This window comes from Sphingobium sp. VMM (assembly GCF_056790315.1).
In genome coordinates, this window is the sequence record NZ_JBXGSI010000013.1 from 127,331 (window position 1) to 142,220 (window position 14,890).

The 14,890-nt window shown below is 57.7% G+C and carries 16 protein-coding genes; 8 read left to right on the top strand and 8 right to left on the bottom strand.

Translation table 11 applies throughout. The annotated features are described in order from the left end of the window. Positions 1-105: 105 nt before the first annotated feature. From ACUCV3_RS17450 to ACUCV3_RS17470, 5 genes are all read right to left on the bottom strand, one after another. Complete coding sequence (locus ACUCV3_RS17450; protein WP_279727581.1) at positions 106-1,041, bottom strand: endonuclease NucS domain-containing protein; 936 nt, start codon at positions 1,039-1,041, stop codon at positions 106-108. Positions 1,042-2,316: 1,275 nt separating this feature from the next. Further along, a complete protein-coding gene (locus ACUCV3_RS17455) occupies positions 2,317-2,499 on the bottom strand; it encodes a hypothetical protein (protein WP_072895155.1) in 183 nt (60 codons plus the stop codon). 9 nt (positions 2,500-2,508) lie between these two features. Beyond that, positions 2,509-3,291, bottom strand: a complete 783-nt coding sequence (locus tag ACUCV3_RS17460; protein WP_048938099.1) for an SDR family NAD(P)-dependent oxidoreductase — start codon at positions 3,289-3,291, stop codon at positions 2,509-2,511. A gap of 11 nt (positions 3,292-3,302) precedes the next feature. After that, the gene (locus ACUCV3_RS17465) at positions 3,303-4,493 is read right to left on the bottom strand and encodes a zinc-dependent alcohol dehydrogenase (RefSeq protein ID WP_004208812.1); all 1,191 of its coding nucleotides are present in this window, start codon (positions 4,491-4,493) and stop codon (positions 3,303-3,305) included. Next, on the bottom strand, positions 4,493-5,068 hold the full coding sequence (locus tag ACUCV3_RS17470; protein ID WP_048938098.1) for an SRPBCC family protein: 576 nt from the start codon (positions 5,066-5,068) through the stop codon (positions 4,493-4,495). Before ACUCV3_RS17470 ends, ACUCV3_RS17465 begins: the two co-directional genes overlap by 1 nt. A 255-nt stretch (positions 5,069-5,323) precedes the next feature. Here ACUCV3_RS17470 and ACUCV3_RS17475 point away from each other — a divergent pair, with 255 nt between their 5' ends. Then, a complete protein-coding gene (locus tag ACUCV3_RS17475) occupies positions 5,324-6,010 on the top strand; it encodes a DUF6766 family protein (protein ID WP_234415710.1) in 687 nt (228 codons plus the stop codon). A gap of 133 nt (positions 6,011-6,143) precedes the next feature. Here the strand turns inward: ACUCV3_RS17475 and ACUCV3_RS17480 are convergent, their stop codons facing one another. Together ACUCV3_RS17480 and ACUCV3_RS17485 are read right to left on the bottom strand one after the other, a co-directional pair. Further along, positions 6,144-7,043, bottom strand: a complete 900-nt coding sequence (locus tag ACUCV3_RS17480) for an NAD(P)H-hydrate dehydratase (protein WP_482240927.1) — start codon at positions 7,041-7,043, stop codon at positions 6,144-6,146. Next, positions 7,040-7,804 carry a histidine phosphatase family protein gene (locus tag ACUCV3_RS17485; RefSeq protein ID WP_048938096.1) on the bottom strand — a complete coding sequence of 255 codons (765 nt, stop codon included), beginning with the start codon at positions 7,802-7,804 and terminating at the stop codon, positions 7,040-7,042. Before ACUCV3_RS17485 ends, ACUCV3_RS17480 begins: the two co-directional genes overlap by 4 nt. Positions 7,805-7,949: 145 nt before the next feature. Between ACUCV3_RS17485 and ACUCV3_RS17490 the strand changes: the two genes are divergently transcribed. The 3 genes from ACUCV3_RS17490 to ACUCV3_RS17500 all read left to right on the top strand — a co-directional run bounded on the left by ACUCV3_RS17490 (position 7,950) and on the right by ACUCV3_RS17500 (position 9,422). Next, a complete protein-coding gene (locus ACUCV3_RS17490) occupies positions 7,950-8,132 on the top strand; it encodes a hypothetical protein (protein WP_482240928.1) in 183 nt (60 codons plus the stop codon). Positions 8,133-8,433: 301 nt separating this feature from the next. After that, positions 8,434-9,177: a Crp/Fnr family transcriptional regulator gene (locus ACUCV3_RS17495; RefSeq protein ID WP_482240929.1), complete on the top strand. Its 744-nt coding sequence runs from the start codon at positions 8,434-8,436 to the stop codon at positions 9,175-9,177. 56 nt (positions 9,178-9,233) lie between these two features. Beyond that, positions 9,234-9,422 (top strand): hypothetical protein, encoded by a 189-nt coding sequence (locus tag ACUCV3_RS17500; RefSeq protein ID WP_048938094.1) that lies wholly within the window; start codon positions 9,234-9,236, stop codon positions 9,420-9,422. 25 nt (positions 9,423-9,447) lie between these two features. Here ACUCV3_RS17500 and ACUCV3_RS17505 read toward each other — a convergent pair whose 3' ends face one another. Beyond that, the gene (locus tag ACUCV3_RS17505) at positions 9,448-10,272 is read right to left on the bottom strand and encodes a Crp/Fnr family transcriptional regulator (RefSeq protein WP_482240930.1); all 825 of its coding nucleotides are present in this window, start codon (positions 10,270-10,272) and stop codon (positions 9,448-9,450) included. A gap of 510 nt (positions 10,273-10,782) precedes the next feature. Here ACUCV3_RS17505 and ACUCV3_RS17510 point away from each other — a divergent pair. The 4 genes from ACUCV3_RS17510 to ACUCV3_RS17525 form a co-directional block, all read left to right on the top strand. Then, positions 10,783-11,016 carry a helix-turn-helix transcriptional regulator gene (locus ACUCV3_RS17510; RefSeq protein ID WP_482240931.1) on the top strand — a complete coding sequence of 78 codons (234 nt, stop codon included), beginning with the start codon at positions 10,783-10,785 and terminating at the stop codon, positions 11,014-11,016. A gap of 215 nt (positions 11,017-11,231) precedes the next feature. Beyond that, positions 11,232-12,035, top strand: coding sequence for a fructosamine kinase family protein (locus ACUCV3_RS17515; RefSeq protein ID WP_048938970.1), 804 nt, complete (start codon positions 11,232-11,234; stop codon positions 12,033-12,035). A gap of 760 nt (positions 12,036-12,795) precedes the next feature. After that, the gene (locus ACUCV3_RS17520; RefSeq protein ID WP_482240932.1) at positions 12,796-13,821 is read left to right on the top strand and encodes a HamA C-terminal domain-containing protein; all 1,026 of its coding nucleotides are present in this window, start codon (positions 12,796-12,798) and stop codon (positions 13,819-13,821) included. Then, on the top strand, positions 13,814-14,890 hold a 1,077-nt coding region (locus ACUCV3_RS17525), incomplete at its 3' end, for a DEAD/DEAH box helicase (protein WP_482240933.1). The genes ACUCV3_RS17520 and ACUCV3_RS17525, both read left to right, overlap by 8 nt.

A 14,890-nucleotide genomic window follows, 5' to 3' on the forward strand; every position in this document is an offset into this window, starting at 1 on the left:
CTGGACTTCCTTCTTAAATCTTATGCTTGCAGTTGAGCATCGACGATCGTGAGGCGAGGCGCAGTAAATTTTTTGAGCGATAGTTGGTAGCAGAACGCGAACCAGTCATGCTCGCAACAGCTGGAAAGACACTTTGTAGCGGAAGAAACTGACGCTCGGCACCATCGCCAGTGCTCGGCGGATTCGGTGATCGTCATCCAGCGCGATGACCGCACCTTCGACGGTTTGCCCATCCTCCGCTAGTTCATCCTGCACATAGCCCATGTAGCGGAGGATTTGACCCACGACGGCATCGCTTGCGCGGCCCTTTTTCAGTTCCACGACGAGCAGGCGCTTGCGATCTTTACTTATCGCCAGAATGTCCAGGGCACCCGTATCTGTCGGATACTGCTGACCGACAATCTCACCCTCATCGGTGAAAATGTCAAAGTCGCGGCCCAGTTCGGTTTGAACCCAGTTGGCGACGAGGAAATCCTCCAGATGCTTTTCCATGCCGAAAGCCACAGGGTCCTCGACAAGCCCCTCGCTCGTCATAACCGGCGCTATGGCGGGTGCAGGCAATCCGCCGATCAAAGCCTCAATCTCCTGCGCGTGTCCGGAGATGTTCGAGACAGTTCCGATCGAACCGGTAGAGTTCTTCAGCGCATCGCTCATCGCCGACCGGTCGACGTGGATGTCATGCCAGCGGACATTACGTCGATGAGGCAGAATTTGGCTTTCCGCGTACCAATATTCCCCTTCAATCTCGCCCACACGATAACGGCCGGCCCCATCGGGGGAGAGGATGACATCGCCCGGCCGCAACCCCTTCGATACTGTCCAGATCGCCCCGCACGCCAAACCTGCAGCGACCTTGCTCTTATCGGGGTGAATTTCGAGATAGATCGGCACATACGCCGCGTTGAAAGGCCGCCACGTCTCGGGCAGCTTGTCGGACAGGTCTTCGTGAATATCGAAATGCGTTCCGGTAAAACCACCCTCGAAGCACGCCTGTGCGTGAACGCTCTTTCTTCCAAGCATGATCCGATAGTAATTCTTCACTGCTGTCCCCCCGGTAGTGGCTGAGACCATAGCCACATCGTCGGCAACGGTGTCAAAGTCTTCTATCCGTGAGTCACCTGATTACCGACATACCTTGCGGAGCGGCGAGTGTTTTTGAGCCGATCGTGCCGGGTTGCAACGAAAATGCGCTCGATAGGGTCTGATACCCCAATGGGACCCCGTGCATAGGCGCTGGCCCGGCCTCACATCTAAGTCATTGAAAGGTGGTGGACGCACTAGGGCTCAAGTCTAGGATTCGCTGATTAGGAGGATCTGCTGCCCTATAGATGCCCCAAAGAGAGGGGGCGACGTCAAAATATCTGTAAGACTTTGAAAAATGGTGCCCGGGGACGGAGCATTTGTCATGACAAACCTTTCCGATCTTCCGATCACATTTCACTACAGCAAATAATCTATACCAGTTATGCTACCAGTATCGAAAAAATATAATTTAGGTTCGATCTCGAAGTCAAATTTTTTATCAACACGTCTACAAATTTACTAACGCATCTCCCCACAGATCATAAGATCGCATTTTGCTCTGCTCAGTTGGATCTTGCTTGGGCAGGTGCATCCGCGGGGGCCGACTGGCGCCGCAGCATTCTTGGTTTGCAATTGGCGGGCTATGGGAGGTCGCCTCCCGAGAGGCCAGCGATCAAGGGCTGCGCTTCCAATCGTGTTGGCCGGGGAAATTAACGAGCTTACAGCAAAGATAGCCGTCAAACTCTCGATCTCGCCTGCAACGTCTTTGAGCCCATCATTCTGCACTTTCCGCCTGAAACCATCGATCTCAACTTCGAACGGCCCCTGCGCCCACTTGCCCAGCAGGCGCTCAAAGGAATCAACATTCTCCGAACCGTCCCGTCCGGAATTCCAGACCAAAGGAACCACCGCCGGGCGCGTGCATCAACATCTGCCAAGCAGTCACGTGCGGAAGGAATCCGTTCATACAGGGCGATCCAAGCCTAATACGACTGCGGTCAAGCAGCGTCAGGATGTCGGCGGCAACTGCGACGAACGTCTCAAGCCGACCCGCAGTATCCCACACGCTCTCGGAGCGTGAGCACGGAAAGACCAAGAAACTGAATTTAAGATTTCGACGAACAATTTTGTCATTGGCCGAGAATGAAGATGCCGAGCAGCAAAATATGCCCCTGATGCCTGGCCCGAGTCTGCATCGCTTAGGAGAGCAACCCCATGTTGATCGATCCGTTCGACATCAGTTGTAAGAGGGGTTGCGCGATTGCGGGCCTTCAGCGATGGTTGTGAAAGATTTCAGTCCGGACGCGCTCGATCGCGATCCTCGACGGGATAGTCCTCCGGCTTTACCGTTCCGACATTGGGTCGGTCCTCGACCTCTTCGACCGGCTTCCCCTTGGGCCGATCATCCTCAGCCTCATGGTCAGGACGAGCATCGCCAAGCGGCCCTCGCGCTACCTTGCGGGTATCTTTAGACATCTTAGCCTCCTATTGCGCAGTGTCGGGCTCAGCCATCTTGCGATGCTGCTCAGCCAACATGGATTGAGGAATGATCCCCGCTGCCGCGACCTGCAGCTTGTTCGAGAATCCGGAAACGATATGGCCCTTTCCCGCCAAGAGCGCGTCCCAGCCATCCTTTGCAACCTTGGCCGGATCGGCTTTGTTGTCGTCGGCACCCACCGAAGTGTCGGCGCCCAGGCCAGCCCGGTCGAAAAATTCCGTGTCGGTCACGCCGGGCATCAGCGTCGTCAGCGTAACGCCCTCATGTTCCTTCAATTCGTTGCGCAAGGCTTCGGTAAAATTGTCGATGAAGGCCTTGGTGCCGTTATAGACCGCGTTAAAACTGCCGGGGATGAAACCGGCGATCGAGCCGGTGACCAAGACCTTCCCCTCATCGCGCGCTACCATCTGTCCGAGCACCTTTTGCAGAAGGTAGATGGTGCCGGTGATATTGGTGTCGATGACATGGCGCCAATCGGGCAGTTTTTGGTCGAGAAAAGCATGTCCCAGGCCATGTCCGGCATTTGCGCAGAGCACATCGACCTGTCGCCCGCCGGCTCGATCAAGCAACTGATCGACGCCTTGCACAGAGGAAAGATCGACCTCGAGCGTATCGACCGCGACGCCAAAACTTGCGAGTCCAGCCGAGGCACCGGCAAACGACGTGTCGGCAACGACGAGGAGATCATAGCCATCTGCGGCCGCCAGTTTTGCCAATTCAGCGCCAATCCCGCTGGACGCGCCGGAGATGATTGCGAATTTACTAGCCATGTCTTTTCTCCTCACGCCGCAACGCGATCAAAAGCGGGCTTCAGCACGATCTTGGTCACCTCATTCTGCTGATCGTGGAACATCTTGTAGCCTTTGGGAGCATCCTCCAGCCCCATGCGGTGCGAGATGAGGAAGGTCGTATCGATCTTCCCTTCGACGATCGCATTCAGAAGCGCGGGCATGTAATGCTGGACGCTGGTCTGGCCGGTCTTGAGCGTCAGCCCCTTCTCCATGAAGGCGCCCAGAGGGAATTTATCGACAAAGCCGCCATAAACGGCTGGCATGGAGACGCGTCCACCCTTGCGGCAGGCATGGATCGCCTGTCGGATCGAATGGGTTCTGTCGGTGCCAAGGAACATCGATGCCTTAATCTGATCGACCACATTGTCGAGGAAGAACCCGTGCGCTTCGAGGCCAACGGCGTCGATGACTGCGTCGGGACCGATGCCGCCAGTCATCTCCATCAGCGCCTCATATGTCTTCGTTTCTTCATAGTTGATGGTTTCCGCGCCGAAGCGCTTCGCTAGCTCAAGGCGATGAGGAAAATGGTCGATCGCGATCACCCGATGCGCGCCCATCAGGAAGGCGGACTGGACCGCGAAAAGGCCGACCGGTCCGCAGCCCCAGACCGCGACGGTGTCGCCCGGCTCGATGTCGGCATATTCGGCCGCTTGCCACCCGGTTGGGAGAATATCGGAGAGGAACAGGACCTGGTCATCTTCCAGCCCATCGGGAACAACTATCGGCCCGACGTCGGAAAATGGCACACGGACATATTCGGCCTGCCCACCTGCATAGCCGCCGGTCAGATGGCTGTAGCCGAACAGTCCGGACATTGGTTGGCCATACATTTCCTGGCCGATATCCTGATTGTCGGCGGGATTGCCGTTATCGCAGGCGGAATATTGATGCTTGCCGCAATGGTAGCAGTTCCCGCAGGCGATGGTGAAAGGCACCACGACCCGCTGTCCCTTCTTCAACGTCGATTTTGCACCGGTCTCGACCACTTCGCCCATGAACTCATGGCCGAGTATGTCGCCGGCTTTCATGGTCGGGATGTAGCCATCGTATAGATGCAGGTCCGAACCGCATATTGCGGTCGAACTAATCTTGATGATGGCATCGCGCGGATTGAGGATTTCAGGGTCGTCGACGGTATCGACGCGGACATCATGCTTGCCGTGCCAAGTGAGCGCGCGCATCAGTTCTTCTCCTCGGCAAATTGCTGTGCAGTACGGGCGGCAGTGGCGACCTCGCCGGTTTCCATGAGCTGTTTGAACCGCCGCAGATCGCGCCGTGCCTGAATGGCCGGTTCGCGCTGGAACATCTTGGCGACGATTTTGCCGATGAACCCGGCGGGCGGATCATAGGCGATGGTGGCCGTGACGATTGTGCCGCGTTCGCCCGCGTCGCGAAATTCGATGCGACCGCTATTGGTGACGTCAGCGCCTTCGACAGAAGCCCAGGCGATCAGTTCACCGTCAATCTCTTCGGTGATAATAGCGTCCCATTCTACGACCTTTCCCGCCGGCGCCTTGACGACCCAGTGGGAGCGGTCAGTGGCAAGAATTTCCACGCGCTCCACATTATCCATGAAGCTGGGCAGCTGGGTGAAGTCGCGCCAATAGGCAAAGAGGTCGGCGCGAGGGCGGTTGATGGTGACGGACTTGCCGCTATAGCTTTCATGGCCCGCCCCCTCGATAGCTGTTGCGGCCTCCTTTTTCTGCTCGATCGACTTTGCAGCGGTCGCATCGGCATCGTCTGTCGCATGGCTCATGGGTATAGCTCCTTGGACATAGGAAAATAGGCTGCGCCAGCATGAGGGCGCAGCAAAGGCGATCCTTGGTCTCGCCGCTACTCAACGCGACTGCCGCAGCAATAGACCCATAGCGCCGGGATAAATCTTATTGATGGAGATCAGTGTTGGTGCCGCAGCGGGTGCCGGGGTCCGCGATAAATGGATTGGTAAGGCGCTTCTGGCGCGAATACCTGTCACCTGCTTTAGGAACGGACGTTAGCAAGAGCCGTTAGCTTGAACGTCCTCAACTCGTCCGATTGGAAAATGGTCATGCTGCGAAACAACGGACTGACGCTCGTCTTGCTGTTGTTGTTTGGTATAAGCATCATAGGACAGTGGATCGCCGGCTGGCATGTTCAGATTGAGGATGCGCGCCGCCATGGTGAGCAGGCGCTAGCACTCAGCGCCTACAGCTTGAGCCCCGAATTTCTCTCAAGCGTCTTTGAAAATTGGGAGAGCGAGTTCCTTCAGATGTCAGCCTATGTAGTGTTGACCGCTTTTCTCATCCAGCGCGGTTCGGCGGAGTCCAAGGACCCGGACGGCCCGCCGCGAGACGCAGACCTTGACCTCCAGGCCAGCAAGCCCGGTGCACCTAGAATCTTGCGATGGGGACCAATTTGGCGCGCTCTCTACGCGCAGTCGCTCGGTTTGACTCTGGCTGCCCTCTTTATTGCTTCGTTCGTCATCCACTGGACACAAAGCGCCAAGGTCGCGGCGCAAGAGGCCATCGCGCACGGAGAAAAACCACTGGAGACATTGGCCTATCTTGGCGACGCACAACTCTGGTTTGAATCCTTCCAGAATTGGCAGAGTGAATTTCTCTCGACGGCCGTCCTTGTGTTTCTCTCGATCTTCCTGCGGCAGCGAGAGTCGCCCGAATCCAAGGCTGTTGCGGCGCCCCATAACCAAACCGGAGAATAGCCTTCTGCGGATCGGCCGCAGTCCAGAACTTTTTCCTTTGCTGCGATTATTCAGCTAAAACCCCTATGCCAGCGCGTACGCTTTCGCGAGCGATCACCCCAGGGGAGCAGCAGAATAGCCGAACCGGATGCCATCACCTTGCGGACGTCTTAGCAACCTGTTCATCTATTATCGAAGGAATAAGCGGCAGAAGCTCCCGCGCAAGAAAACCGATCTGTCCAACCTTCTTCGCCAGGATCGTTCCAGCGCGACCGTGAATCCACACCCCCCAGGCGGCTGCCGTGAGCGGAGAGGCGCCACGCGCAGCAAGGCCACCGACAAGACCGGCGAGTACATCTCCCGAGCCACCTGTGCCAAGCCCAACACAACCGCCAGTGTAGGCGAGACATTCTCCCTCAGGGGATGCCAAGTGGCTTCTACCGCCCTTGAGCAGAATAACAGCATTCCAGCGAGCAGCCATTTCGATGGCAACTGAAGCGGGGTCCGCTTCAACCGCTTCTATAGACAAGCCGCTTAAAGCAGCCATTTCACCATGATGCGGGGTGAGAATGACATTTTTCCCGTGCAATCGAGACTGATCGAGCTTGCGCAGCGCGACGAGAGCGGCGGCATCCAGGATGAGACAAACAGGAAAGTCGAGGCGAGCGAGCATATTTTCGATGAATGCCTGGGTGCTTACTGAGGTGCTCATGCTTGGTCCCAGAACAAGAGTGTCGCAGTTTGCCATTCGCGTCACGAGCATTTCTGCGGCCTCTGGCGCGATTTCCCCATTTTTGTCGGCAGGCAGGGCAATCATGGCAGCCTCGGGAACTAACACGCCCAGAGAGAGTGCGGAGGATTGCACCGTTGCCAGTTGGAGCTTTCCTGCGCCGGCGCGCAAGGCGGCTTCGCCAGTAAGGCGAAGCGCGCCTGGCACGAATTCAGCGCCTCCGACCACGAGAACACGGCCGCGGCCATTCTTATCGGCGCCACGCTCAATGGCCGGCAGGAGGTGCCGTAGAAGCCATGCTTCGTCGAGCGCGTCGCAAGTCATCCGCGAGCGCCCGCGATGGCATCGGGCGCGCGGGTGACAAGCATGTCTTCCTGTTCGACCGGGGCAGTCACATTGTAACGAATGAGGGATAGCCCACCACGCTTGCCTTTGCCCTCATCAAACTGATATTCGGTGATGGCACAATTGGCGACGTCTGCCTCACGATCAATCTGTAGTATCTCGGCCTCGGTCATCCCTTCGATGATATAGCGCAGACACAGCACTACCACCTGGTGGGTGAAGACCATTACATGCCGGTCAGCATGATGCAGCGCGATCGTATCCATAACTGATCGCAAGCGTAGTATGACGTCACACCAGCTCTCGCCACCTGGCGGACGATGATAAAATTTCCCCAGGATACTGCGAAACTCGGCCTGCTGCGGTTCAATGCTACGTATTCCTGTAGCGGTTAGCCCGTCGAGGATCCCGAATTCCTTTTCCCGCAGCCGTTCATCAAAAAGAATTTCGATGTCGTCCTCGCAGCCTCCGGCGCAACGGAAAAGATCCGCGGTCTGGCAAGCGCGCCGATAGGGCGATGCGAGGAGTACATCCGGACGCGCACCGATTGTCCGTGTGGAATACCAGCGACCGAGCGCGCGAGCCTGATCGCATCCAAGGTCGCTCAAAGGTACGTCGGCATCGCGATCCGACAAATTTATGCGTTCGATATCAGCCTGCATGGCAGCGTCGCGTGCGACATTGCCTGCACTCTGGCCATGACGAACAATCGTCAAGGTCCTGGGCCAATGCATCTGCATCACCGCGTTTCTCCTTTGCCCAGAAATGGATGGGCGGCGCAAATGATCCCGCTTCCTGCGCAGCAGGAGATTGGGATCGCGGATATTTCCTGGCGGCATCGTGTTGAAGCCAGTGAGAGGAGCCGGGAAAGGCCAGGTATTTCAGATGCGTGATGATGTCGAAGCACTGACGCTGATGGCGGAGGAGATTGCCCTCCTAAGGGATCTCGCCAGACAAAATATGAGCGATCCAAGCTGGGTGCTGGTGCGCGCCTGTGCTGAACATATGAACGATATCATGGACCATTTCACACAGGATGAAAGCCATATGCGGGGAGAAATGCCCTAGTGGCGCCAATTTCAAGAAAGGTCCTGATCATGCTGGATCGTGAGTTTCTCAGTACGCGCTTTCGAAATAGCAGCTAGCATCTTCCAAATTGGGAACGATGCCTGGCATATTGATCGAAATCAGGGCTGTGGACCTAATGCGTGATCGGAGGAATTCGCGCGCTTGAAGCCTGCAGAGCGGATCGGATAAACTGCATCAATCGCATTGAACTTTCGGTGAAAAATGCTGGCTTTTGACTGATCCTTGTAAGTGCGCTTGGTTAGCGAATGGCGGATGGACACTCCGGACCTTCGGAGAGATCATGCTGCCACCTTATCATCGCCTTGAAGAATTCGTGCCTCTCACGCCTGCGGAAACTCGGATCGCAGAAGGGTGGACGAGCAGCAAGCGGTCCGTAAAGCGGCGTCATATCATCCGCCGAGAAGGCGACCAGGTTGCCGGCGTCTTCTTCCTTCTGGCGGGGTGGGTCGGCTCCTCTGTGATGCTGCGCGACGGTCGTCGGCAAATTGTCAAAGTGCATCTGCCGGGCGACATGCTCGGCTTCCCCAGCCTTTCCCTCGTCCATGCTGGCGAAACGCTGGAAGCCCTTACAGATGCAGTTATTTGCCCTATCCCAAATGCCGCCATCGGCAAATTGCTGATGGACAATCCGCGTCTTGCTACAGGCCTGTTCCTCAGCACGCAGAAGGAGCGAGTAGCGCTCATGCAGAAACTGTCCTGGCTGGGCGCGACCTCCGCGCTCGAGCGGATGGTAGCGTTTCTCCTTGACCTGTATGATCGGGCGAAATCGTCAGGACTGGCGAAGGAAAACCGGTTCGAGGTCCCCCTCACAAAGCAACAACTCGGTGAACTGCTTGGTTTGACTGCTGTGCATGTCAATCGGACCTTGAAGCGATTGGATAGCAGCGGATTGCTCGAGCGGCGCAAGGCGCTGGTGAGGCTTATCGATATTGAGGGCCTGCAGAAAATGACGGCGAATATTCCACCATGCTTCGCCCATCATGATGCATGGGTCCGGCTAGGGAGTCCGTCATCAGATGCATGATAGACATCCGATAGAGCAATCGCCGCCAAAGGAGAATCAATGGCGCCATTGTAGGTTTGGCCGACCCCAGCGCCAATGGCGCTGATTCAGTCCGGCTTGGGTTTGAGCTCAAGCATTTCGACACGCCGGATTTTTGCGAACCGATAACGCCGATCATCCTCACGGGCCGATCATTCATGGGCGAGACAATAATGGTCAAACCGCGCGATAGCAGCGGCGACGCAGGCATCGTCGCTTCGATTTGATTGCGCACGCCGCCACGAGGTCAGCCTATGCCAAAGATTCCAATGTCGCATCGCTCAGATGCTCCGGACGGTCAGACGGATAATCGTCGGAAAGCCTCAGATGGAAATAATTCGGGTCGAAGCCGCAACTTTGACGCAGAGCCCTAACATCAGGGACGAAGAGCTGGCCGTTGGCCATTTCGATCAAGCCTTCCTTGCGCATTCGTTGAAGCATGCGGTTGACATGCACAGCAGTCAGCCCGCTAGCATCGGCGAGATCTTCCTGAGTAAGCGGTAATGCGAGGGGGGCGCTCCCAAGCCCGATTAGTTGTGATCGAAAGTGCAGTTCGCACAGGAGATGCGCAACCGCCTCAAAGGCATTGCGCCGGCCGCTATTGACCAGCCATTGCCTCAAAATGGCTTCGTCCACCAAAGTGGCTCTCCAGAAGGCACGAGCGAGTGTGGCCGACACTTTGGTGATGCGGTCTATTTCCTCGTTGGCAACATAGGCGATCCGGCAATTTGTCACGGCCAGAATGGCGTGGTCCATTGCATGGAGCAGGGTGGCGTGTAGATCGCAAAAGTCGCCTGGAAGCATGAAAGCCGTGATACGCCGTGAACCGTCTTTCAAAATTTTGTAACGAGCGGCCCATGCCAACTCACCGGTAAAGCCACGCTCGATCACGGTCGCCCACAGGATGAGGATGTTGATGCCCGAGTAGCGCCGCCCGGTGACGGCATTTTGCGGCATGGTGCAGGGACAGGCGCTGCTGTCCCATGGTTTCACCCAGGGAAGATGCCCTGCTTCCAGTTCCGCGATGATCCGGGAGGTGACTTCGCCATAGATGCTCTGGCGCTCAATGTTACCCATGCCCTTTCTCCTGCCTCTCCAGCACCGGCCGCCGGAATGGCGGGGGCGGGCGGCAAGGAGGCGCACGGCAGGCCCGTGCCCATGAGGCGGGCTGCACCCGCAGGGCCGTAACGCGAGAGGAGGAGCCGGCGCAGCCGGCTTGCGGCCCGCCGGCACGGGCCTAGAGAAAGCCGACGCCCACCCCCGTCATTCTGGCGGCCCCAGACAAACCGGCGTCAGCGTGGCGCAGCCGCGCTGGCCGCAGCAAGCAGTCCAAAAGGCTGCGATGCGTCAGCGATCATCGCCCGACAGGGACGAGACAAGCGCAGCGCCGACTCGGTGGAGCGAAGCGGAGCAGAGCGCAGTCCGCCACAGGCGGAGACGCCCGTTCCCATCTCCTGTTCTACGCCAGCTTACGCCAGATCATGACATAGCCCGCCAGACAGGGCTCAGTCCCTTGCCTCCGACCCAGCTCGTACCGAGGCTCATCGCAAAGGGGATCAGACTTATCCACAGCAGCAAGGACCAGCCATGACCACGACCCCGATCGACCGCATCCTTCGGCTCAACACCGTCCTCGACCGGACCGGCCTCAGCCGCGCGACCCTCTATCGCAAGGTTCAGGCCGGCACCTTTCCCAAACAGATCAGGATTGCCACCCGCTGCATGGGCTGGCGCGAATCCGCCATCAACGACTGGGTGCGCAATCCCATATTCTGGACGGTCGAGGATGCCGACAAGCGGCAAAGGACATCGTCATTGTAAAGTCATCGACACGCACCATATCCAGTCTGTCGCTCCTTCCCCCCTTGGGGCGGCACCTCCCTGAACTATGGCCCCGCCGTGGAGATGTCTCCGGCGGGGCTGCTTTTATCGACGCCGCCTCATCTTGCCCCTGCCTGGCGCCTGTCTCCAGTCTTGCCATGAGCATGCAGAAATCCGATCGGTGCATGCTTGATGGGGGACAGGGGCAAAGCAGCATGAGAGCGATATTCACCGAGGCGGCATCATTGCTGGGTCGCCATGTGGAAAGCGTCACGCGCGTTGCAGGCGGCGATCTTTCCTTCGTTGCGCGCCTTTCCCTGTCAGGCGGTGATAATGTCATCGCCAAGCGGAGCGACAGGGTTGTCGAGGAAGCCCGCATGCTCGCAGCGATCGCGGCGACCGGCACGGCGGTCCCGCAGATATTGGCAGTCCAGGATGATCTTCTGCTGCTTGAAGACCTGCCCTCGAGCGGTCGGCTCGCCCGGAACTGGGCGCATCTTGCCGAACTGCTCGATCATCTCCATGCCCCGAGCCAGGCGGCCTATGGTTGGGATCGCGATTACGGCTTTGGCGATGTGCCGATCCTCAATGGCCGATCCGACAACTGGGTCACCTTCTGGGCGGAGAAACGCCTGCGCTGCCATGTCCCGCATCTCAGTGCCCAGCTGGCCCATCGCGTCGAGCGGCTCGCCGATCGCCTTGGCGAGCACATACCCAATCGCCCGCCCTCAGCCCTCCTCCATGGCGATCTATGGGGTGGCAATATCCTTGTCGGCCACGACCAGATCAGCGGGCTGATCGACCCTGCATGCTATCATGGCGACCGCGAGGTCGATCTTGCAATGCTGGGGCTGTTCGACCAGCCGCCACAGATATTCTACGATGCCTGCGGCCTAGCTCAGGGCTGGGAAGAGCGCCAGCCCGTCTATCGGCTGTGGCCGCTGCTCGTCCATGTCCGGCTCTTTGGCGGCACATATCATCAGCAGGCTGGGGCATGCCTCGAGCAGCTGGGCCTCTGACAGGCCCGCATCCTCCTCAATTGCGCAAGGCGCAATCGCACTCCAGCCTTTGTCAATTGGCAGGACAGCGCTACCCAACCATAGAGGCCCTGCCTTTCAGGCATCCTCTCCTAAAACTCATCGGCCGGTCTTCTGATCGGCCTTTTTTTGTCTGGCTCAGCGTTGACGAGAGGCGCTTTCGTGATCGTCATGTAAAGATCGAAACGCGCGCCCGCGTCCTGGCGATGTGGTCTGGGCGACCGCAAAAATATGCAACACGCGCGAGCAGTTGGCTTCGGGCGGTTGCTTGGAGTGGTCCGCCCGGCTGCTAACGGCAAGGGATGGGACATTCGCGACTGTCCGGTTCGGAGCGCCGACATTGGGATAGCAGACATCCGGCTGCGGAGAACCATCTCCACTTTACGCCTATCCACGCCGTTGTCGCTGCTCAAGCGGGTACTAAACCTGTTGCACAGTCGGATAGTCTATCAACGAATCTGCAACAGCCGTGCGATCGGCGAGGCTCGGATTGCTTGACAATTTCTTCATGTTATTTCCTCTCTTCTCTTTTGGATTGCGGGAGCAGATCGGATTCGGCGAAACGTGAATGATAAGCCAGTATGGATGCATGAAATGCGATCTCTAGATGATAATGTGGGGGTGGCATGCCAAGGACAAAAAAAGGGATTTGGTTTGGATATTGCTGGCAGTAACGTTTTGCAGGTAGCCAAACTGATTTTCGCGGCGCATTTTTGGCCGTGCCTCCAAAAAGGACAAGATCATGACCTTGTCCGATAGGGGCAGCGAGAAAGAATTATCAGCGCTTGTCGACGGAACGGGCGTTGAGCCATCTGTCCTGCAGACTGCGCTCGAGACGCTTTGCGGTGATCACGCTGGCTTTGCGGATCATTTCCGTCAGATCGGGTTCGATTGGCGACCTGAGCACCCTGGTCTGGCAGGTGAGTTTGTGTATCCGCTGTTCGGGTCCGGCGGCCCTAACATCGACGCACTTGTGCATTACATCTACCGCGCTCTGATACCCTTTTGCCTGCCGCGCGGTGAGGTCAAGCGAGTCCTTGATGCTGCCTTTGCTACGCACGACACAAATGCCATAATTGCGCTCGGTGACCGCGCCCGAGAACTATTTGTACGCACACGAAGCGCCGCCCTGACCGGCGGTGAAGCAGGCGAACTGATCCTTTTCCTGATCCTGGAGGCGCTCATCAAGGCGCCGCTGCTCGTCTCCAAAATGAGTCTCAAGACCAACAGCAACATGAATGTCCATGGTCGCGACGGCATTCATGTCCGCTATTGCTCCGATCTCAAGGGATTGGTTCTGCATCTGGGCGAGGCCAAGTTACACGCTGGACTCGCAGCAGCCGTCGATGATGCGATCGAATCGATCGTTGGCTATCTCGGCGACCTTGCTTTGCGCACGCGTGAGATCGACATCATCAATGGCAATATGGATTTGACGGGCCTTGCCCCCGAAGCACAGGCCTATCTGCGCGAGACGCTCAATCCGTACACATCACCGCCGCCGGTGTTTCACACAGTCCACACTTGCTTCATCGGCTTCAAGTATGGCGGCTATGCCCAAGTCGCAGCGCTAACAAGTGATGTGATCGAAGCCACCTTTCAAGAGATGTATGCTAAACGCGCGGACGAGATCGCCCAGTTAATCCAGACAAAGGTTGGCGAGGCATTGCCACCGCCCACGCGATTACGCTTCTTCGTGATGCCGTTCCCTGACCTGACCGCCTTCCGCAAGGCCTTTGCCCAAAAACTGGGGGTGCAAATTGATTGAAGCACTTGTCTCCGACATCCGGGGGAATCCCCGCTTCCATGCTGACATGCAGGGTCTGCTCGGAATGCGCATGGGTCAAACGCTGGTTCGGGATGGCGCGCGTCCCGAACCTGAAGGGTCGGCTATCGAGCGGCTGATCCAGAGCGCCGGTCTATTCAGCCTCAGCGAAGATCCCGTAGCACGCCGCGAGGCATTCGCCATCGCGACAGCCGCGTTTGAGCTCTATGGCGGCACACTGGGCGGTCTGGCTGACAGTCTCACCTTGATCTTAAGCCGGCTGGGCCATTTTCCGTCGCTTGATTTCCGCGCGGAATTCCGCGACCGGCCATCGCACCTGCCCACCCCTGTCCTGCTCGAGGCCACCGGCCGCCGAATACAGAACACTGTCGTCATTGCTGGAAGCGAACTTTCGCTCACCGATTATCAGCGGATCATCTGGCATGATCTCAAGGACGACCGATCGGTGATCTCGTCAGCTCCGACATCGGCCGGCAAATCTTTCACCTTCCAAATGTACCTCGTTGATCGGCTACGAGCCGGAAAGATTCGAAGCGCCGCCTTCATCGTGCCGACCAGGGCCCTCATCAGCCAAGTCTCGGAACAGCTCACGCAGCGCCTATCCGGCTTTCCGGACCTCCGCGCCCGCGTGCTCTCCGTGCCAATCGCGCCAGCCTATGACGATGCGCCCAGTATCTATGTGATGACCCAGGAGCGTATCCAAGTGCTGCTCGGCGATCCGGCCTTCCAGGTCGACATTGCTGTGGTCGACGAAGCGCATCTTGTTGGCGATGGTGATCGCGGCGTCATCCTTCAATCGGTTATCGAGGACCTGCTAGCCCGCAATCCCGCAACACAGCTGCTCTTCACCCTGCCGCGAGTCCATAATCCAGAAGCTTTAGCCCGGATATTCCGCGTTGCGGATCCTCAGATCCGCAAGACCGCCGACAGTCCTGTCGGGCAGAATATCATACTGCTCGATGTCCAGGACAGTACACCGGATCAGGTTTGGGCACGGCTCTGGAACGGCGAGCTGCAGTCTGAGAACCTGACCTTTGACTTGACGACCTCC